The organism is Amycolatopsis sp. 505 (genome assembly GCF_031625235.1).
In the GTDB taxonomy this organism is placed as follows: Bacteria; Actinomycetota; Actinomycetes; order Mycobacteriales; family Pseudonocardiaceae; genus Amycolatopsis.
This window is the reverse complement of the sequence record NZ_JACKQP010000004.1, coordinates 117673-137766: the sequence shown is the minus strand read 5'-3', so window position 1 is coordinate 137766 and position 20094 is coordinate 117673. Positions and strand designations below refer to the sequence as shown.

The window sequence follows — 20094 nt, the reverse complement described above, 5'->3', positions numbered from 1 at the left end:
CATCTGGGGCTTCGCCCCAGGTCGGGGGCTCCGCCACCCGAACCCCCGAAAAAAGTGTCGGTGGTGGTGCGTAGCGTGGGCATCGTGAAGGAGCAGATGGGCTTCGACTTCGGCGTGGCGCAACCGGTGCGGCTCACGAAGGTCTCGCCGGCGCGGCTGGCGACCTTCGACGATTGCCCGCGCCGGTACCGCCTCGCGTACCTCGAACGGCCGACGCCGCAGCGCACCGGGCCGTGGGCGCACAGCACGCTGGGCGCGGTGGTGCACAACGCGCTGCGGGCGTTGTTCGACCTGCCGGTGCTCAAGCGGGTGCCGCAGCGGGCGGTGGCGCTGGTGGCGGAGTTCTGGAAGGACGCGGGCTTCGAGAGCGAGGAGCAGGCGGCGCGGTACCGGGCGCGGGCGAAGGGCTGGGTGGCGGAGTACGTCGAGGACAACGACGTCTCGCACGACCCGGTGGGGCTGGAGCGCTGGGTGTCGGCGCCGGTGTCCGGCACGCCGGGGGAGCGGCCGTCGATGATCATCGAGGGGCGCGCGGACCGGATCGACGCCCGCGCCGGGGAATTGGTGATCGTGGACTACAAGACGGGCCGCCGCCCGCCGGACGAGTACGAGGCGAGGGCGTCGCAAGCGCTTGCGCTGTATGCGGTGGCGGCGGCGAGGACGTTGCGCATGCCGTGCACGACGGTGGAGCTGCACCACGTCCCGACGGGCACGATCGCGGCGGCGGAGCACACCCCGGAGAGCTTGCAGAGGCACTTGCAGAGGGCAGAGGAGACCGCGGGCGACCTGAGGCTGGCCACGGATACCCTGGACGCGGGCGGCGACGCAGAGGTGCTGTTCCCGGCCCGCCCGGACCGAAGGTGCGCCTGGTGCGACTTCAGGCCGAGCTGCGCGGCGGGCCAGGAAGCAGCCCCGGCGGCGCAGCCCTGGGACCTGCTCGCGCCCTGAACGGGAGGGAACGTTGGCTTCACCGGACACCGACGAACTGGCGACAGTGCCGCTGCCGGCCGGAGAGCCTGACGCCGAGCAGGTGGCGGCCCGCGAAGCCGCCGAGCCGACGCCCGCGCGCGGCACGGCGGCTGTGCCACGCGACGGGGCCGAGCCTGCCGGGCCGGCGGCCGCGCGCGGCGCGGCGGCTGTGCCGCCGGTCGGCGGGCGGGCTGTGGCTGATGCGCCGACCGTGCCGGGTCCGGTGCCGTCGATGCGGGCCGAGCCCGCCGAGCCGGTCCCCGCGCACGGCGCGGCAGCCGTGCCACTCGAGCCTGCTGGGCCAGCGGCCGTGCGCGGCGCGGCGGCTGTGCCGCCGGTCGGCGGGCGGGCTGTGGCTGATGCGCCGACCGAGCCGCAGGAGCGGGTCGAGCCGGAGCGGGTCGAGCCGGTGGAGCCCTCTCCGGAGGCCGACGAGAGGGCCCCCGCCAAGGCCGCGAAAGACCGTGGGCGCTGGTGGCGCGGTTTCACCGGCTCGCTGGCGGCCGGGCTCGCCGTCCTCGCCGCCGGGGTGCTCGCCGTCGGGATCATCTGCCTGTTCACCGGCGCACCCGGCCCCGGCGCGACGCTCCTGATCGGTCACCCGATCGCCGCCGTGCTGGCCCTGCTTGCTCAGCGGGTCGCCGACCGCCGCAACGGGCCGCCCGCCGTGGGAGCCGGGCTCGCGGTCGTGCTCTTCACGGTCTCCGCCATAACGATGTTCTGGCTCGCCTGATCGGAACCAGGCGGGTTACTTCAGGGCGGTGAGGGTCGGGCCGCGTTGTTCCAGCAGGACCGGGCCGGCCGCACCCAGGCGGACCACTCCCTGGTAGCCGCGGCGGTCGACGCCGACCGTGCGGATCGTCGAACCGTCCGTCTCGTTCAGCACCGCCAAGCCGCCCTTGATCGGGACCACCAGTTGCTGGGCGAACGTGATCCCCGGCCCCGCTGCGCTGCTCAACGTCCAGCGCGGTGACAGGTCGTCGCGGGACAGGGCCACCAGCTTCGAGCCGCTGAACCAGTACATGTTCGCCGCCGTCTGGGTGGTGGCCTCGACGCCCGAGGGCGGGTCGGCCGCCAGGTCGCCCGGCGGGACGTCCAGCGGGTACGCCGCGCGCTGGGTGCCGTCGCCGTTGTAGACCACCAGGAGCTTCTGGTCCGGCAGCACCACCGCCGTCAGGTCGCCCGACATCGCGATCACGCGGGCCCTCTTGCCCGCCAGCACCGAACTGAAGCTGACCTGCGGCTCGTCGTCCTTCTCCGGGGCCGCCTTGTACACCGTCAGCCGGTCCGCCGGGTCGCCCGGGCAGCGCTCGATCACGCCGATCTTGCCCGAGCCCGCCGCGACCGTTCCGTACGTGCAGCCCGTTCGCGGCTGCTTGCCCGCGTTGACCAGCGCCGGGACCTGGCCGTACTCCGCGCTCTGCACCAGGTCGTCACGCCAGGTGGTGAGGAGTTTCTTGCCCGTCGCCGTGACGTGGGAGCCGTCGTCGACCAGCTGGGTGCCCAGCTCCGCGTTGCCGTTGCGCTGGGCCGTGATGCGGCCCGTGCCCGGGTCCAGCTGCGTGACCTCGCTGCACCCCATCGACTTCGCATAGACGGCGTTCAGCCGCCCCCACACCTGGTCCAGCGTGCACAACGGCAGGTCACGCGTGTAGTGCCAGCGGATCTGCCCGGTCAGCGGGTCGCGCGCGGCGACCTCGCCGCCGTTCGCGGTGGCCACCGACTCGCCGGCCACGACCGGGACCGGTGTCGCGCCGCTCGGGGCGCTCCAGATCTCCGCCATCGACCCCGGGACCTTGTCCGGGACCGCGGGCAGCGCCGGGGGTGGCGCCGCCTCGGTCCGGTCGGTGGCCGCGCTGTCGCTCGTCACGCCGATGATCAACGCGACCGCGAGCACGCCCACCGCGATCAGCGCGGCGGCCACCCTGTCCCGCCCGCGGTTCCAAGGCGAACGACGTGCCTTGACCCGCGGGGCGGGCGGAGTGCTCTCGGGAGTGTCCTCGAGTACGTCCTCGGACCCGAAGTCCGCCTTCTCGACGTCGCTCACGTACCCGAACCCCCGATGGAGAAGCCTCAGTCTGCCGACGCAGGTGTATCAGACGTCGCGGCCGGGCGGCGACGGCGGCGCCGTCGAGCCGGGCGCTCGGCGTTCTCGCCGGCTTCCTTTTCGACGGCCGGGCCGGTCGCCTCCGGGGCGTTTCCGCTGCGGGTGCGGCGGCGGGTCCGGGTGCGGCCCTCCGCCGAAGCGGGAGCCCCGTCCGAGGAAGCAGCGGCAGCGTTGTCCGCAGCCTCGATCGCCTCGGCCGCCCGCGAGCCGCCGCGGGTCCGCTTGCGCGGGGCCCGGGTGCGCTTGCGCGGCGCGTCCTCCGAGGCGGCTTCGCCACGACGACGGCCGCGCTTCTTGCCGCCCAGGTCCTCTTCCTCCTCGGCGGCCAGGCCGGCGCGGGTTCGCTTGGCCAGCGGCAGCCGCCCGGTGGTGCCCTCCGGGATGCCCAGGTCCTCGTACAGGTGCTTCGACGACGAGTACGTCTCCACCGGCTCCGGCATGTCCAGGCCGAGGGTGTCCGAAATCAGCTTCCAGCGCGGCTCCTCGTCCCAGTCGACGAGGGTGATCGCGACGCCGGTGCGCCCGGCCCGGCCGGTGCGGCCGATCCGGTGGACGTAGGTCTTCTCGTCCTCCGGGCACTGGTAGTTGATCACGTGCGTGACGTCGTCGATGTCGATGCCGCGGGCGGCGACGTCGGTCGCGACCAGCACGTCGACCTTGCCCGAGCGGAACGCGCGCAGCGCCTGCTCGCGGGCGCCCTGGCCCAGGTCACCGTGCACGGCGGCGGCGGCGAAACCGCGCTCGACCAGGTCGTCGGCCACCTTCTGCGCGGTGCGCTTGGTGCGGCTGAAGATCATCGTGAGGCCGCGGCCTTCGGCCTGCAGCGCCCGGGCGATGACCTCCGGCTTGTCCATCGAGTGCGCCCGGTAGACGAACTGGGTGGTGCGCTCGTGGACCGCGCCGGCGTCGTTCTCCTCGGCGCGGATGTGCGTCGGCTGGTTCAGGAACGTGCGGGCCAGCGTGATGATCGGGCCGGGCATGGTGGCCGAGAACAGCATGGTCTGCCGCTCGTCCGGCACCATCCGCAGGATGCGCTCGATGTCGGGCAGGAAGCCCAGGTCGAGCATCTCGTCGGCCTCGTCGAGCACCAGGCCGCGGACCTTGCCCAGCACCAGGTGCTGCTGCTCGGCCAGGTCGAGCAGGCGGCCCGGGGTGCCGATCACGACGTCGACGCCCTTGCGCAGCGCCTCGATCTGCGGCTCGTACGGGCGGCCGCCGTAGATGGCCAGCGTCCGGATGCCCAGGTGCTTGCCGGCGCCCTTGAGGTCGTTGGCGACCTGGATGCACAGCTCGCGGGTCGGCACCACGACGAGCACCTGCGGGGTGCCGTCGCCGGGGACCTGCACGCGGTGCAGCAGCGGGACGCCGAAGCCGAGGGTCTTGCCCATGCCGGTGCGGGCCTGGCCGATGAGGTCGTCGCCGGCCATGGCCAGCGGCAGGGTGAGCGCCTGGATGGCGAACGTCCGCTCGATGCCGGCCTCGCCGAGAGCCTTGACGATCTCGGGCTTGACGCCGAAGGACGCGAAGGTCGGGGCCTCGGGCTCGACCTCGACGCCCGCCTGCAGCGGGTGCGACGTGTCGAGCGCGGCCGGGCCGGTCTCGCTGTGTTCCAGCGCGACGGCGGGGGTCTGTTCGGTTGTGGGAATTTCTGCGGTCAGGGTGATCGCCTCTCTCGTGACCAGCGCGCACAGCCGTGGGTCCGCTCGACACTCGACCGGGAGTAAACCCTGGTCCCTGGCGCTGTTCTGGAGCGCGGAACCGGTCCGTCCCGGGAATGCCGGAAGAGGCGTGCACGCACATTGCAGTACGTCGGCAGGCCACGTGACCTGCCTGTTTCCCGACGCCGGTATGGCGTACGGAAGCTCGATATCGTGTGCCAGTGTACCTGGTCAGCAGTTTTTCGACAGTACCCGGCGCGCCGGAACCAGTGTGATCGGTCTCGTCCCGACACGCCCGGGTGCTTCGGCGATACCCTGCCCCCGTGACCGAGCCCAAAGAGATCAGTGAAGGCGTAGTCGACCTTCTCGGGGTGATCGCCTATGGCGAACTGTCCGCGTTCGACCGGCTGGCGGAGGACGCGCGCAGCGCCCCCACGCTGGCCGGGCGGGCCGCGCTGGCGGCGATGGCGGCCGCCGAGATCGGTCACTACGGCCAGCTCGCCAAGCACGTGGCCGCGAACGGCATCAAGATCGAAGACGCGATGGCCCCGTTCGTGAACCACATCGACGCCTGGCACGCTTCGACGCCCCCGAAGTCGTACCTGGAGTCGCTGGTCAAGGCCTACGTCGGCGACGGGCTCGCCGCCGACCTGTACCGGGAGATCGCCAGCTGGCTCGACCCGGAGACGAAGGACCTGGTGCTGACCGTGCTGGCCGACACCGGCCACTCGGCCTTCGCCGAACGCGAGGTCGCGGCCGGCATCGAGGCCGACCCCAAGACCCGCGACAAGCTCGCCCTGTGGGGCCGCCGCCTGCTCGGCGAGGCCCTGACCCAGGCCCAGTACGTCGTCGCCGAGCGCGACGGGCTGGCCGAGCTCATCATCAGCGGCTCGGGCGACCTTTCCGGAATCGCGGCGCTGTTCCGGCGGTTGCAACAGGGGCACACGAAGCGCATGCAGGCGCTCGGCCTGGGCTGAACCCGATGGAGTACCCGGAAGTGACGACGCGGTCGGGCGCGGACATGCGCCACCGGAACGAGCCGGTTCGGTTAGCCTTGGCCGGCACATCCCTTACGAATTTCCAGCGGAGGTCCCACGTGGAGGTCAAGATCGGCATCAAGGACACGCCGCGCGAGCTGGTGGTGTCCAGTGGCCAGTCTCCCGAAGAGGTGGAGAAGCTGGTCGCCGAGGCCCTGACGGCCGGTGACGGGCTCTTCCGCATCAACGACGAGAAGGGGCGCAAGTACATCGTCCCGTCCGACCGCATCGCGTACGTCGAGATCGCCCCCTCGGACGTCCGCAAGGTCGGCTTCGGCGTCGGCGACTGACTCGGTCCCGGCGGGAAGGCCGTCCCGAGGGACGGCCTTCCCGGTTTCACCGGATGGTGGCGTTTTCCTTGGAGTGTCGCTTTTCCGGCCCCTAGCTTCGCCCGGTGACCACTCTTGAACAGGCCGCCGTCGCGGACCTCGTGCGGAACACCCTGTCCGCGCACAAGTCGATGTTTCTCGCCACCGCCGGCAGCGCCGGGCCGTGGGTCGGCGGGGTCTACTTCGCCGAAAGCGGCGAGTTCACGCTGAACCTCGTGCTCGAGGACCGCGGCCGGACGCTGGCCGCCATCCGGGAGAGCCCGGTGGTCTCGGTCGTCGTCTCCACCGGCTCGCCGATGCAGCCGTTCCTGCAGGCCCAGGCCACCGCCGAGATCCTCGGCGGCGACGAAGACGCGCGGGTGCGCGAGCTGCTCGTCGCCAAGGTCCCCGAGGCCGCGCCCTTCCTGGCCGCGCCGGTCACGGCCGTCCGGCTGAGCGTGCCGAAGTGGCGCGCCACGGACATCGCGAACGGCGTGCTGCCCGGCGTGGAGCTGCCCGGCCCGCGGCTGCCCTAGGCGTTGAGCTCTTCCAGGGTCGTGGGCACGTGGAACGGCGGCGTGCTCGTGCCCGTGATCCGGTAGCGGCCCCACGGGTCCGGGTCGGACAGTTCCCCGGTGGCCGAGTGCGCGCCCGCCTGGATGGCGACGGCCTTCTTCTTGCCGCCCGCCAGGCGGGTCAGCTCCTCGTTCACCGCCACCCGGCCGTACCAGCGGTAATAGCCGTCGATCGGCTGGAAGTAGCCGCGCAGCTCGACCGTCGTCGTCAGCGAAACGCCGTCGACCACCAGGGTCGCCTCGCCGTGGTAGCCGTCTTCGTCGTGTTCGTGCTCGCTCATGACGTTTCCTCCAGCGACTCCGGGGTGCGGCCCAGCTGGACCACCTTGTTGGCTTCCAGGGGCAGGTTCGGGTCGATGACCACGCCGTTCTGGCGGGTCAGCCCGTCGATGGCCGCCCAGATGATCTGCGTCAGGTACTCCACGACCGCGTCGCGGCTCATCGACCGGCGGTCCAGCCACCACTCGCCGGTGTTCTGGACCATGCCGACGATGCCGTGCGCCCACGGCTCGGCCGCGCCGGAGTCCATGTTGAACATCCGCATGTAGTCGCCGAGCAGCGCGGTCAGCGCCGTCGCGATCAGCTCCTTGTCCTCGGCCACGACGTCCGACGACACCGGTTTCTCCGGCCGGCCGTGCGCGAGCAGCCGATAGAGGTTCGGGTGCTCCTCGATCACCGTGAAGAACGCGTCGAGGGCCATCCGGATCCGCGGGACCGGCGCCAGCTCGGCGTTGATCGCCGGGATCAGCCGCTCGAAGAGGATTTCCGTGCCGCGCTGGCCGAGGGCCACGTACAGGTCGGCCTTGTCGTCGAAGTGCCGGTACAGCACCGGTTTCGTGACGCCGGCCTCCGCGGCGACGTCCTCCATGCCGAGGTCCGGGCCGTGCGTGTCGAGCGCCCGGAGCGCGGCTTCGACGAACTCCTTGCGCCGGGCGATCCGGTGCTTGCGCCAGCGGTCGCGCCGGGCGTCGCCGGTCGCTTCGTCGCCGCGGGAGGACTTGCCGGCCTGCTTGCCTGAGCGCTTGACACGTTCGATCACGAGGGTCATGCTACGCACAGGTAACTGTTACCTCAAGTTACATGTCGCGGAAGGGGTGTCGGCAATGACGCGGACGCTGAAGGAACCGGATCGCGAGAAGACCGCGGACCGCCTGCTGAAGTCGTCGGCGAACAAGTTCTACGACCCCGACGTCGACATCGACTGGACCGCGCCGCTGGTCGAGGGCAAACGGTTCATCCTCGAAGAGCGCTCCTCGCTCTACGGCACCGAACTCTGGGACAAGCTGACTCCCGAGCAGCGCATCGAGCTGGGCAAACACGAGGTCGCGAGCGTCGCCACGACCGGTTTGTGGTTCGAAATCCTCCTGATGCAAATGCTGCTCAAAGAGGTCTACGAACAGGACCCGACGTCCGCGCACGCCCAGTTCGCGCTCACCGAAATCGCCGACGAATGCCGGCACTCGACGATGTTCGCGCGGATGGCGTCGCGGATCGGCTGCCCCGCCTACGGCCCGGTGCCGTGGCTGCGGCGCCTCGCGAAGCTCATGCCGACGATCTCCTACGGCCCGGCCCGCTACGGCGCGATCCTCGTCGCCGAGGAGGTCCTGGACCGGCTGCAGCGCGAGCAGATGAACGACGAAGGCGTCCAGCCACTGGTCCGGATGGTCAACCGGATCCACGTCCTGGAAGAGGCCCGGCACGTCACCTTCGCCCGCGAAGAGGTCACGCGCGGGATGGCGAAGCTGTCGAAGGCCGAGATCGCCTACCAGCAGTTCATCATCGCGGTCATCTCGTACTTCGTGACGCGGGCGTTCATCAACCCGGACGTCTACAAGGCGGTCGGCATCCGCCCGCGCGACGGCGTCGAGGCGGCGCTGAACAACCCGAACTGGCAGGGGACGATCGCGTGGGCCGGGGAGAAGATCATGCCGTTCCTGCAGGAGTCCGGCCTGGTCGGGCTGCCCGGGAAGTACTTCTGGCGCAAGTCGTTCCTGCTCCCGGCGGGCCGATGACGACCGCGTCCCGGCTGCGGAACCCGGCGATCGAGCACCGGTTCGTCGCGAGCGACGGCGCCGCGCTGCACGTCTCGCAGTCCGGGCCGGCCGATTCGGCGGTGACGCTGGTCCTGGTGCACGGCTGGACGCAGGACCACCGGACGTGGGACTTCGTGCTGCCGCACCTCGACCCCGGCCTGCGGGTCCTGCGCTACGACCTGCGCGGCCACGGCGGTTCGTCGCCGGCCCGGCCCGGCGGCGCCACCATCGCGCGGCTGGCCGACGACCTCGCCGAGCTGATCGCCGACCGCGTCCCTTCCGGGCCCCTCGTCCTGGCCGGGCACTCGATGGGCGGGATGACGCTGATGGTGCTCGCCGAACGGCACCCGTCGCTGGTCGCTTCCCGGCTGGCCGGCGCGGCGTTCGTGGCGACGTCGTCCGGGGACATGGACCAGCTGACCCTCGGGTTCCCCGGGCTGGTCGGCCGGAGCGTGACGCGCTTCGAGCCACGGGTCGCCCGGCTGCTGGCCGGCTTGCGGTCGGACACGCTGCGGCTGCGGCCGGGCCTGGTCCGTTCGGGCGCCCGGCGGCTCGTGTTCGGCGACCGGCCGGGGCGGGCGCAGGTGGACAGCGTCGTCGAGCAGCTGCTCTGCGCGCACCCGGCGAGCGCGGGGCTGTTCCTGGACGCCATCGCGGCCCACCGGGGCGTCGGCGGGCTGGGCGCGTTGTGCGACGTGCCGTCGGTGGTGCTGGCGGGGGAGAAGGACCGGCTGTGCCCGCAGCCGCACGCGAAGGTGATCGCGGAGGAACTGCCGCACGCGGAGTTCGTCCGGTTTCCCGGTGCGGGGCACATGCTGCCGCAGGAGCGTCCTTTCGAGGTCGCCCGCCGCATCTCCGCGCTGGTCCGGGTGGCTGCCGCGCGCTGAGTAATGTACTAACTGGTGAGTTCAAGGGAATTAACCGGATAGTACATCGGCGGCCTAGGTAACTAACCGGATAGTTCAACGAACGCCGGGTTAACTAACCGGATAGTTCACTGGATCAGGGCGTAACTAACCGGATAGTTCACCTGGAGGGCCAGCGTAACTAACCGGTTAGTTCACACCCGGCCCGAGGCGTCAGGAGTCCTTGAGCGGGAAGCCGCCGCCGATGCCGCGCCAGGCGAGGTTGGCCGTCAGGGCCACCGCCTCCTCGCGGCTCATCGACTGGTGGTGGGCCAGCCAGAACCGGGCGCTGACCTGGCTCATCCCGACCAGCCCGACAGCCAGCAGCCGCGCCTTGTCCTCGTCGAGGCCCGCGTCCGCCGTGATCGTCTCGGTGATCGCGTCCACGCTCGCCGACGTCGCCCGGTCGACCGCTTCCTGGACCGCCGGCTCGCCGCGCAGGTCGGACTCGAAGACCATCCGGAACGCGCCCGCGTCGTTGCTCACGAAGTCGAAGAACGCGCCCACCGTCGCCGGCACGCGCTGCTTGTTCTCCGTCGTCGAGTCCAGTGCGTTCTGGACGCGCTTGACCAGCTCGTCGACGTGGCTCTCCAGCAGCGCGATGTACAGATCGAGCTTGCCGGGGAAGTGCTGGTACAGCACCGGCTTCGAGACGCCCGCGACCTCGGCGATCTCGTCCATCGCGGCGGCGTGGTAACCGTTTTCGGCGAAGACCCGTTGCGCCGCGGCGAGGAGCTGAGCCCGGCGCTCGGTCCGGGGCAGCCGCACCCCACGTTGCTGCAGCCGCGTCATCTCCGTCATGCTCATCCTCCCGTCATCGCTTCTTCGACGGGCGGGGTCGCCACCGCGTGAAGTCGCCCTGAAGATTACTCGCCGGTACGTGTGCCGCGCCAAGGGTCGGGCATTCTGGACCCGTGAACACCCCCGTGCAGGCCCGGCCGCCGCTGACCCACGTGCCGCTCTCGAGCAGGGCCTTGCCGTCGCTCGACCCGGTCCCGCCGCCCTGGCCGGCGGCGTTCGAAGAGGTCGGCACCGCCCGGCTGCACGTCCGCCGCACGCCGGGCCCGGACGGCGTCCCGGCGGTGTACGTCCACGGCCTCGGCGGCTCGTCGACGAACTGGACCGACCTGGCCGCCCTGCTCTCGCCGGTCGCCGGCGGCACGGCGATCGACCTGCCCGGATTCGGCTACTCCGAGCCCGAAGAAGGCTTCGACTTCACGCTCCAGGCGCACGCAGACGTCGTCGTGAAGCACATCGAGGCGGTCGGCGGACCGGTGCACCTGTTCGGCAACTCGATGGGCGGCGCGATCGCCCTGCTGGTCGCGGCCCAGAAGCCCGAGCTCGTGAAGACGCTGACGCTCATCTCGCCGGCGGTGCCCGACCTGCGGCTCGACCCGCGGCGGCTGTCGGACCCGCGGATGGCGTTCGCCTACCTGCCGCTCGTCGGCGCGCGGGTGCGGGCCCAGCTGGCCGCGCTCGGGCCGCGGGAACGCGCCGCTCAGGTCATCAAGTTGTGCTTCGCCGACCCGTCGCGGTTCCCCGAGAGCCGGCTCGACGAGCTGACCGAGGAACACGGCGCCCGCGCGGGGTTCGCCTGGGCCGCGCCCGCGATGGCGCGCAGCACGTTCGCCATCTTCCGGGCGTGGTCGACGCTCGGGAAGGCGTCGCTGTGGTCGGTCGCGCCGCTCGTCAAGGCGCCGACGCTGGTCGTCTGGGGCCGGGAGGACCGCGTCATCTCGGTGAAACGCGCGGTGCGGACCGCCCGGGCGATCCCGCGGGCCCGGCTGCTCGTGCTGCCGCGCACGGGCCACGTGGCGCAGATGGAACGCCCGGTCGTCGTCGCGAAGGCCGTGCTGGGCATGTGGGAGCACGTCGAAGCGGGCACCTGGTAGCCCGATCGGGGGATGCCGAGTTCACTCGATGATCCGCCAGTCGGCGCGAGTGGCGCTTCGCCGCTGTGGCACCCTGGTGCGGTGGACCGGGTGAAGCAGGACGCGCGAGGCGAAGATCGGCGGACGCCCCACCGCGCGTCGGCTCGCCGGGCGCCGGACGCCGAGGACCACCCCCGCACCGGGCAGTACCGCCCGTCGTCGAAGGCGCCGGCGCTGCGCGCCGGCGAGGACCGCTACCGCTCGGGCAGCCGCCGGACCAGCGCCGAGCCGCTGAGCGCCTCCTGGAAGCCGGAGGTGCCGGTCGCCCGGGAGCAGGAGGCGGACCCGCCGTCGAAGTCCGGCCTGGGGAAGCTGACCAAGACCTACGGCTGGCGCGTCTACGCGCTGCCGATCCTGGTGGTGCTGACCGTGCTCGTCGTGGTCAACACGGCCAACAGCCCGGCCCAGCCGATCGCCGAGCAGGGCCCCGGCGCCTCCGCGCCCGGCGTCGAGTCGGCGGGCGGCGACTCCTCCGGCGGCGCGATCGACGGCAACGGCGAGCAGCCCATCCCGGAGAACCCGGCCACCCCGGTCGACCTCAAGGTGCCGACCGCGGACCTGCCGGAGGGCATCCCGTTCACGCAGGCGGGCGCGGGCAAGTGGCACGTCGTCCCGGGCAGCGGCCCGAAGATCGGCAACGGGAAGCTGTACACCTACACCGTCGAGGTCGAGGACGGCATCGACCCGGCGAGCTACGCCGGTGACGACGCTTTCGCCACCGCCGTCCAGGGCACGCTGTCAAACCCGACCCAGGGCTGGACCTGGGACGGCAAGATCGCGTTCCAGCGGGTGGACGCCAACTTCCCGAACCCGTCGTTCCGGGTGAGCCTGACCACGCCGGAGACCACGCACCGGCCGGACGCCTGCGGGTTCCAGATCAAGTTCGAGGCCTCCTGCTACCGCAAGAGCCTCGGCCGGGTGCTGATCAACCTGGCCCGCTGGGTGCGCGGCGCGAAGGCTTACGGCGCCGACATGACCGGGTACCGGCAGTACGCCATCAACCACGAGGTCGGGCACGCCCTGGGCAACCAGCACGTCGGCTGCGGCGGCACCGACCAGCCGGCGCCGGTGATGATGCAGCAGTCCTTCGGCGTCAACGACGACTACGTGGCGATGCTCAACGACATCCCCGGCGGCGACAAGGGCAAGGTGGCCAAGGACGGCCGCATCTGCAAGACCAACTCCTGGCCGAACCCCACCCCGCAGTAATCCCACTCCCTGGACGCGGGAAGGCATATTTGCCTGCGCGCGTTGTGCATAGTGGGATGGACGCGATACGCGCGCGAGATGGAGGACCCATGTCAGCACTGCCGCCGCTCGTCGAGCCGGCTGCCGAGCTCACCAAGGAAGAGGTGGCCCGGTACAGCCGTCACCTGATCATCCCCGACGTCGGGGTGACCGGGCAGAAGCGGCTGAAGAACGCGAAGGTCCTGGTGATCGGGGCCGGCGGCCTCGGCAGCCCCGCGCTGCTGTACCTGGCCGCCGCCGGGGTCGGCACGCTCGGCATCGTCGACTTCGACGTGGTGGACGAGTCGAACCTGCAGCGCCAGGTCATCCACGGCCAGTCCGACGTCGGCAAGCTCAAGGCCGCGTCCGCGCAGGAGTCGATCGCCGAGATCAACCCGCTGGTCAAGGTGCACCTGCACACCGATCGCCTCGACTCCTCGAACGCGCTGGAGATCTTCGGGCAGTACGACCTGATCGTCGACGGCACCGACAACTTCGCGACGCGCTACCTGGTGAACGACGCCGCGGTGCTGCTGGGCAAGCCGTACGTCTGGGGCTCGATCTTCCGGTTCGAGGGCCAGGTCAGCGTGTTCTGGGAGGACGCGCCGAACGGCAAGGGCCTCAACTACCGCGACCTCTACCCGGAGCCGCCGCCCCCGGGCATGGTGCCCTCCTGCGCCGAGGGTGGCGTGCTGGGCGTGCTGTGCGCGTCCATCGGCTCGATCATGGTGACCGAGGCGATCAAGCTCATCACCGGCATCGGCGAGCCGCTGCTCGGCCGCCTGATCAGCTACGACGCGCTGGAGATGAAGTACCGCGAGGTCAAGATCCGCAAGGACCCGGACACCCCGAAGATCACCGAGCTGATCGACTACGAGGCGTTCTGCGGGGTCGTGTCCGACGAGGCGGCTTCGGCGGCGTCGGGCAGCACGATCACCCCGGCGGAGCTCAAGGCCAAGTTCGACAGCGGCGAGAACTTCGCGCTGATCGACGTCCGTGAGCCGCACGAGTACGAGATCGTCAACATCAAGGGCGCGACGCTGATCCCGAAGGACCGGATCCTCTCGGGTGAGGCGCTGGCCGAGCTGCCGCAGGACAAGCCGATCGTCCTGCACTGCAAGTCCGGTGCCCGGTCCGCCGAGGCCCTCGCCGCCCTGCACGCGGCCGGCTTCAAGGACGCGACGCACCTCGGCGGCGGCGTGCTCGCCTGGGCGAAGCAGATCGACCCGAGCCTGCCGACCTACTGACAGTGTGTCTTTCGCCCGGCCGGGAAACCGCGTGTGAGCAGCGAGTCTTCTCATTCGTGGAACACCCGGCCGGGTAACGTCACGGCTCGTGCGGTCAACCCTCGAACGTCCCCCGGCGCACGTCCGCGCGGCCTTCGGCGGCCCCGCGGACGACGGTGAACGCCTGCCGGATTCGACGGCGTGGCGCTGCGGCGACCTGGTGCTCAAGCCGGTCACCGACAAGGTCCGGACACTGTGGACCGCGCACGCACTCGACTACGTCCGCGAGCCGGGCCTCCGGGTCGCGAAGCCGGTTCGCTCCACGGACGGCCGCTGGATCGTCGGCGGCTGGACGGCCTCCCGGTTCGTCTCCGGCACACCGGAGCACCGCGGCGACGCTTCGGTGCTGGCCGCGGTCAAGCTGCACCGGGCCACGGTCGGCCTGCCGCGGCCGGACTTCCTCGACACGCGCACCGACGTCGACGCGGTCGCCGACCGCGTGGCCTGGGAGGAGCTCGAGGTCCCCCTGGACGAGACGAAGGGCGGCCGCTGGTTCGAGGTCCTCGCACCCGCCCGCCGCCCGATCCGGCTCCCGTCGCAGGTGGCGCACGGTGAGCTGCTGGCGGGGCTGCTCTTCGACGGAGACGCCGGCCCGGGCTTGGTCGACTTCGTCCCGTACTACCGGCCGGGCGAGTACGGCGCGGCGATCGTCGCGGTCGACGCCCTGGCCTGGGGCGGCGCGGGGCGGGACCTGCTCGAAAGGTGGGCTCACCTGCCGGAGTGGCCACAGCTGCTGTTGCGCGCAGTGCTGTTCCGGTTGGCGTCGAACGCGCTGAACCCGAGGTCGACCCAGGCATCGCTGGACGGCCTGCGCGCGGCGGCGCGCGAGGTGTCCGGCGTCCTTTGAGCGCCGCCGTGTCGTCCACCTGCGTACGCGTGTCGTCCATCTGGATACGCGTGTCGTCCGGCTGTGTACGCGTACCGGCATGGACGACACGCGTACCTGGATGGACGACACGCGTACCTGGATGGACGACACGGTGTCCGGGGGCTTGTGACCCACGTCCCAGCCACCCGTGTCACCTTCGGGAACCGACCGCTGACCTCCCTACTCCCGGCAGATGGACACGGATCTCACCGGCCGGGCGGCGGAAACACCGCCGCAATGTCAACTGCCTGAAACATTCGGTCGAATCCGGTTAACACGGCCTCCTTAGCGTCAGGGCACGCCCGAAACGCCGAGGAGGTGCCCGATGCCGCAGGTCGACACCCACTGCCCGTACTGCGCCCTGCAGTGCGGGATGAGCCTCGACGGCACCCGCGTCACCCCGCGGGGCTTCCCCGTCAACGCCGGCGGCCTGTGCCAGAAGGGCTGGACCTCCGGCTCGCTGCTCACCAGCCCGAAGCGGCTGACCACGCCGATGCTGCGCGTCAACGGTGCGCTCGAGCCGGTCAGCTGGGACTTCGCTCTCGACTTCGTCGCCCGCAAGCTCCGCGAGACGCAGGAAAACCACGGCCCCGACGGCGTCGCGATCTTCGGCGGCGGGGGGCTGACCAACGAAAAGGCCTACCTGCTCGGCAAGTTCGCCCGGGTCGCGCTCGGCACCTCGCAGATCGACTACAACGGCCGGTGGTGCATGTCGTCGGCCGCCGCCGCGGGGATCAAGGCCTTCGGCGCCGACCGCGGGATGCCGTTCCCCGTCACCGATCTCAAGAACGCCGACGTCGTGCTGCTCGCCGGGGCGAACCCGGCCGAGACGATGCCTCCGTTCACCCAGCACCTGCGCGGCACCGACCTGATCGTCGTCGACCCGCGGCGGACCCCGACCGCCGAGCTGGCGAGCCTGCACCTGGCGCCCGCGCCCGGCACGGATCTCGCACTGGCGCTGGGCATCCTGCACGCCGTCGTCGAAGGCGGCCACCTCGACCAGTCCTATGTGGACGAGCGCACCAGCGGGTTCGCCGACGTGTGGCGGATCGCCGCGAGCTGGTGGCCGGAGCGCGCCGAGCGCGTCACCGGTGTCTCGGCCGCCGACCTGCGGCTCGCCGCCGAGAAGCTCGCCGGCGCCCGCAACGCCTACGTCCTCACCGCCCGCGGCACCGAGCAGCACGCCACCGGCACCGCGACCGTCGGCGCCTGGATCAACCTCGCCCTCAGCCTCGGCCTGCCCGGCCGCCAGGGCTCCGGCTACGGCTGCCTCACCGGCCAGGGCAACGGCCAAGGCGGGCGCGAGCACGGCCAGAAGGCCGACCAGCTGCCGGGCTACCGCAAGCTCGACGACCCGGCCGCGCGCGCGTACGTCGCCGGCGTCTGGGGTGTGGACGCCGAAAGCCTGCCCGGTCCCGGCCGTTCGGCCACCGAACTGCTCGAAGCGCTCGGCCAGGAGAACGGCCCGAAGGCGCTGATGGTGTTCGGCAGCAACGTCGTCGTCTCGGCGCCGCGCTCGCAGCGGGTCCAGGATCGACTGTCCGAACTGGACTTCCTGGTCGTCGCCGACTTCGTGCTGTCGGAGACCGCGGCGCTCGCCGACGTCGTCCTGCCGGTCACCCAGTGGGCCGAGGAGGACGGCACGCTCACCAACCTCGAAGGCCGGATCCTGCTGCGGCGCAGGGCGTTGACCCCGCCGCCGGGCGTCCGGTCCGACCTCGACGTCCTCCACGGCCTCGCGCTCCGGCTGGGCCAGCCCGAAGGCCGGTTCCCGACCGACGCCGAGACCGTGTTCGAGGAACTGCGGGTCGCGTCCAAGGGTGGCATCGCCGACTACTCCGGCGTCAGCTACGACCGGCTCCGCAGCGGGGAGGCGCTGCACTGGCCGGTCCCCGGGAACGACCACCCCGGCACCCCGCGGATGTTCCTCGACGCCTTCGCCCACCCGGACGGCCGCGCGCGGTTCGTGCCGGTCGAGCACACCGGCCCGGCCGAGCTCCCGGACGACGAGTTCCCCTTGCAGGCCACCACCGGCCGCGTGCTGCAGCACTACCAGTCGGGCGCGCAGACGCGGTTGATCGGCGAGCTCAACGAGGTCGTGCCGGAGGCGTTCGTCGAGGTCCACCCGGACACCGCCAAGCGCGCCGGGCTCGAAGAAGGCGACCGGGCGCTGATCAGCTCCCGGCGCGGCGAAACCGTCGCGCGCGTCCGGTTCGCCCAGAGCCTCAAACCCGACCTCGTCTTCCTGCCGTTCCACTTCCCGGGTGAGCAGCGCGCCAACCTGTTCACCAACCCGGCGCTCGACCCGGTTTCCCGGATGCCGGAGTTCAAGGTGTGTGCCGTTGCCCTGTCTACTGTGGATGGTGCCGCATGACCCCCCGTGAAGTCGTCATCGTCGGCTACGGCATGGCCGGCGCCCGGCTCGCCGACGAAATCCGCCGCCGTGACCCGATCGCCGAGCGCGTCCGCCTGACCGTCCTCGGTGCCGAGAAGCACGCCGCCTACAACCGGGTCCTGCTGTCCGCCGTCGTCGCGGGCGGGATGAGCGCCGAAAGCGTCCGCTTGCACGACGACGAATGGGCCCAGCGCCACAACATCGACCTCCGGCTGGGCGTCGACGTAGCACGCATCGACCGCGAGAAGCGCTGTGTCGAGCTGGCCGACGGTTCCTCGGTCGACTACGACGCCCTGGTGCTCGCCACCGGCGCGAACCCGTGGATCCCGCCGGTCGAAGGCCTGGAAGCCGGCCCGGGCGTGGTCGCCTTCCGCAGCCTCGACGACTGCGCCAAGATCCTCGACGCCGCCCGGTTCGGCGCGCCGGTCGCGGTGCTCGGCGGCGGCCTGCTCGGCCTCGAAGCCGCCCGCGGGCTCGCCGGGCGCGGCAACCAGGTGACCGTCGTGCACCCGCTGGGTCACGTCATGGAACGCCAGCTCGACCCCGCGGCCGGGCACGTGCTGGCCCGCCGGCTGACCGACCTGGGCGTGACGTTCAAGTTCGGCGCCACCGCCGCCCGCTACCTGCCCGGCGACGGGCTCAAGCTCGACGACGGCAGCCTCGTCCCGGCCGACCTGGTCGTGGTCGCCGCCGGCGTCCGCGCCGAGACCAGCCTGGCCGCCGAAGCCGGCCTCGACGTCGACTTGGGCATCCTCGTCGACGACGTCCTGCGCACCAGCGACGGCCGCATCCACGCCCTCGGCGACTGCGCCCGCCACCCCGGCGCCCCGGCCGGGCTGATCCAGCCCGCCTGGGAGCAGGCCGAAGTCCTCGCCGACGTCCTGACCGGGACGAACGCGGCGGCCCGCTACCGCGGCACCACGGCTGTCACCCGGCTCAAGGCCCGCGGCATCGACCTCGCCGCGCTCGGCGAGACCCAGCTCGAAGCATCCGACAACGGCGCCGAGGTGCTCACCTTCAACGACCCCACCGGTGGCCGGTACGGCAAGCTCGTCGTCCGCGAAAACCGCGTCACCGGGGCGATCCTGCTCGGCCTGCCCGACGCGGCCGCCACCATCACGCAGTTCCACGACCGCGGGACGCCGCTGCCGGACGACCGGCTCGCCGTCCTGCTCGGCCGCGCGCTGCCCAGCGGCAGCACCCCGGCGGCCAGCCCCGCCGACCTGCCCGCGGCGGCGGTGATCTGCCGCTGCAACAACGTCACCAAGGGCCGGCTGATCGAGGCCTGGAAGGCCGGGGCCACCGACACTCCCGCACTGGCGCGGGCCACGCGAGCCACCACGGGATGCGGCGGGTGCACCGACACCGTCGGCGGCATCGCGAACTGGCTCGCCGCGCAATGACCAGCACGAACCCCCGCACGAAGGAGAACGCCGTGGCCCACCAAGGAAAGCACTGGATCGAGCACTGGGAACCCGAGAACGAAGAATTCTGGGAGTCCACGGGCAAGAAGGTCGCCCGCCGCAACCTGTGGTTCTCGGTCTTCGCCGAGCACATCGGCTTCTCGATCTGGACCCTCTGGTCGGTCATCGTCCTGTTCATGGGCAAGGACTACGGCTTCTCCGCCGCCGACAAGTTCCTCCTCGTCTCGACGCCGACGCTGATCGGCGGCCTGATGCGGCTGCCCTACACGTTCGCCGTGGCGAAGTTCGGCGGCCGCAACTGGACGGTCGTCTCGGCCGTGCTGCTGCTGATCCCGACCACGCTGGCCGCGATCGTGCTGCACCCCGGCACGTCGCTCGGCACCTTCCTGCTCGTCGCCGCCCTCGGCGGGGTGGGCGGCGGCAACTTCGCCTCGTCGATGACGAACATCAACGCCTTCTACCCCGAGAAGCACAAGGGCTGGGCGCTGGGCCTCAACGCCGGCGGCGGCAACCTCGGTGTCGCGGCGATCCAGCTGGTCGGGCTGCTGGTGATCGGCACGGCGGGCGCGACCGCGCCGCGGCTGGTGCTGTTCATCTACCTGCCGCTGATCGTCATCGCGGCGCTGTGCGCGTACTTCTACATGGACAACCTCGCCACCATGAAGGGCGACACGAAGGCGATGCGCGAGGTCGTCAAGGACCCGCACACCTGGGTGATGTCGTTCCTGTACGTCGGCACGTTCGGCTCGTTCATCGGCTACAGCTTCGCCTTCGGCCTGGTGCTGCAGAACCAGTTCGGCCGCACGCCGCTGCAGGCGGCCGCGGTGACGTTCCTCGGCCCGCTGCTCGGCTCGCTCTCGCGGCCCACCGGCGGCTGGCTGGCCGACCGCATCGGCGGCGGCAAGGTCACCTTCTTCACGTTCATCGGGATGGCGCTGGCCACGGTGGTGCTGATCCTGGCGTCGACGTCGAAGTCCCTGGCGCTGTTCACGATCGCCTTCATCGTGCTGTTCGTGCTCACCGGCATCGGCAACGGCTCGACGTACAAGATGATCCCGGCCATCTTCCGCGCCAAGGCGAAGGTCGCCATCGCGAACGGCGCCGGAGAGACGGCCGAACTGCTCAAGGCACGGCGCCTGTCCGGCGCGCTGATCGGCCTGGCCGGCGCGATCGGTGCCGAAGGCGGCCTCTTCATCAACCTGGCGTTCCGGCAGTCCTTCGCCGACGCGAAGAGCGGCGTGCCCGCCTTCATCGGATTCCTCGTCTTCTACGGGCTCTGCTTCGCCGTCACCTGGGCGGTCTACCTGCGGAAGCCCGCCGAACAGCCCACGAGTGAGCGCGGTCTGGCGCTCGCGGGAGCGGAGGTCTGAG

The 20094-nt window shown here is 71.4% G+C and carries 19 protein-coding genes; 14 read left to right on the top strand and 5 right to left on the bottom strand.

Going from position 1 to position 20094, the window contains the following annotated elements:
- The first annotated feature begins 96 nt into the window (after positions 1-96).
- Both H5965_RS16480 and H5965_RS16475 read left to right on the top strand, forming a co-directional pair.
- Positions 97-948, top strand: coding sequence for a PD-(D/E)XK nuclease family protein (locus tag H5965_RS16480; protein WP_310971362.1), 852 nt, complete (start codon positions 97-99; stop codon positions 946-948).
- 13 nt (positions 949-961) lie between these two features.
- Positions 962-1702, top strand: coding sequence for a hypothetical protein (locus H5965_RS16475; protein ID WP_310970775.1), 741 nt, complete (start codon positions 962-964; stop codon positions 1700-1702).
- A 15-nt stretch (positions 1703-1717) separates the two neighbouring features.
- On the opposite strand, the gene H5965_RS16470 is transcribed toward H5965_RS16475, so the two are convergent.
- Both H5965_RS16470 and H5965_RS16465 read right to left on the bottom strand, forming a co-directional pair.
- Positions 1718-3016 carry a hypothetical protein gene (locus H5965_RS16470; protein WP_310970774.1) on the bottom strand — a complete coding sequence of 433 codons (1299 nt, stop codon included), beginning with the start codon at positions 3014-3016 and terminating at the stop codon, positions 1718-1720.
- Between the two features lie 26 nt (positions 3017-3042).
- Positions 3043-4503, bottom strand: a complete 1461-nt coding sequence (locus H5965_RS16465; protein ID WP_310970772.1) for a DEAD/DEAH box helicase — start codon at positions 4501-4503, stop codon at positions 3043-3045.
- Between the two features lie 554 nt (positions 4504-5057).
- On the opposite strand from H5965_RS16465, the gene H5965_RS16460 reads away from it, so the two are divergent.
- The 3 genes from H5965_RS16460 to H5965_RS16450 all read left to right on the top strand — a co-directional run bounded on the left by H5965_RS16460 (position 5058) and on the right by H5965_RS16450 (position 6615).
- Positions 5058-5711, top strand: coding sequence for a ferritin-like fold-containing protein (locus H5965_RS16460; protein WP_091304346.1), 654 nt, complete (start codon positions 5058-5060; stop codon positions 5709-5711).
- A gap of 119 nt (positions 5712-5830) precedes the next feature.
- Complete coding sequence (locus tag H5965_RS16455) at positions 5831-6061, top strand: DUF3107 domain-containing protein (protein WP_013223016.1); 231 nt, start codon at positions 5831-5833, stop codon at positions 6059-6061.
- Between the two features lie 104 nt (positions 6062-6165).
- A complete protein-coding gene (locus tag H5965_RS16450; protein ID WP_310970768.1) occupies positions 6166-6615 on the top strand; it encodes a pyridoxamine 5'-phosphate oxidase family protein in 450 nt (149 codons plus the stop codon).
- Here H5965_RS16450 and H5965_RS16445 read toward each other — a convergent pair.
- A complete protein-coding gene (locus H5965_RS16445; protein ID WP_310970766.1) occupies positions 6612-6935 on the bottom strand; it encodes a DUF4873 domain-containing protein in 324 nt (107 codons plus the stop codon). The genes H5965_RS16450 and H5965_RS16445 overlap by 4 nt on opposite strands.
- Positions 6932-7702, bottom strand: coding sequence for a TetR/AcrR family transcriptional regulator (locus H5965_RS16440; RefSeq protein WP_310970765.1), 771 nt, complete (start codon positions 7700-7702; stop codon positions 6932-6934). The genes H5965_RS16445 and H5965_RS16440 overlap by 4 nt, the downstream gene beginning before the upstream one ends.
- Positions 7703-7757: 55 nt before the next feature.
- On the opposite strand from H5965_RS16440, the gene H5965_RS16435 reads away from it, so the two are divergent.
- Both H5965_RS16435 and H5965_RS16430 read left to right on the top strand, forming a co-directional pair.
- Positions 7758-8666: a diiron oxygenase gene (locus H5965_RS16435; RefSeq protein WP_310970763.1), complete on the top strand. Its 909-nt coding sequence runs from the start codon at positions 7758-7760 to the stop codon at positions 8664-8666.
- Positions 8663-9574 carry an alpha/beta hydrolase gene (locus tag H5965_RS16430; protein ID WP_310970762.1) on the top strand — a complete coding sequence of 304 codons (912 nt, stop codon included), beginning with the start codon at positions 8663-8665 and terminating at the stop codon, positions 9572-9574. Before H5965_RS16435 ends, H5965_RS16430 begins: the two co-directional genes overlap by 4 nt.
- A gap of 192 nt (positions 9575-9766) precedes the next feature.
- On the opposite strand, the gene H5965_RS16425 is transcribed toward H5965_RS16430, so the two are convergent.
- Positions 9767-10393: a TetR/AcrR family transcriptional regulator gene (locus H5965_RS16425; protein ID WP_003095505.1), complete on the bottom strand. Its 627-nt coding sequence runs from the start codon at positions 10391-10393 to the stop codon at positions 9767-9769.
- 113 nt (positions 10394-10506) lie between these two features.
- Between H5965_RS16425 and H5965_RS16420 the strand changes: the two genes are divergently transcribed.
- From H5965_RS16420 to H5965_RS16390, 7 genes are all read left to right on the top strand, one after another.
- Positions 10507-11484: an alpha/beta hydrolase gene (locus tag H5965_RS16420; protein ID WP_310970760.1), complete on the top strand. Its 978-nt coding sequence runs from the start codon at positions 10507-10509 to the stop codon at positions 11482-11484.
- Positions 11485-11565: 81 nt separating this feature from the next.
- Positions 11566-12732, top strand: coding sequence for a DUF3152 domain-containing protein (locus H5965_RS16415; protein WP_310970758.1), 1167 nt, complete (start codon positions 11566-11568; stop codon positions 12730-12732).
- A gap of 89 nt (positions 12733-12821) precedes the next feature.
- Positions 12822-13997 (top strand): adenylyltransferase/sulfurtransferase MoeZ, encoded by a 1176-nt coding sequence (gene moeZ, locus H5965_RS16410; protein WP_310970757.1) that lies wholly within the window; start codon positions 12822-12824, stop codon positions 13995-13997.
- Between the two features lie 88 nt (positions 13998-14085).
- The gene (locus H5965_RS16405) at positions 14086-14883 is read left to right on the top strand and encodes a TIGR02569 family protein (protein ID WP_310970756.1); all 798 of its coding nucleotides are present in this window, start codon (positions 14086-14088) and stop codon (positions 14881-14883) included.
- Positions 14884-15229: 346 nt separating this feature from the next.
- Entirely contained in the window at positions 15230-17278 is a 2049-nt protein-coding gene (locus H5965_RS16400; RefSeq protein WP_310970754.1) for a molybdopterin oxidoreductase family protein, read from the top strand.
- Positions 17275-18702 carry an FAD-dependent oxidoreductase gene (locus tag H5965_RS16395; RefSeq protein WP_310970753.1) on the top strand — a complete coding sequence of 476 codons (1428 nt, stop codon included), beginning with the start codon at positions 17275-17277 and terminating at the stop codon, positions 18700-18702. Before H5965_RS16400 ends, H5965_RS16395 begins: the two co-directional genes overlap by 4 nt.
- Positions 18699-20093, top strand: coding sequence for a nitrate/nitrite transporter (locus H5965_RS16390; RefSeq protein WP_310970752.1), 1395 nt, complete (start codon positions 18699-18701; stop codon positions 20091-20093). Before H5965_RS16395 ends, H5965_RS16390 begins: the two co-directional genes overlap by 4 nt.
- The last annotated feature ends 1 nt before the right edge of the window (position 20094 follow it).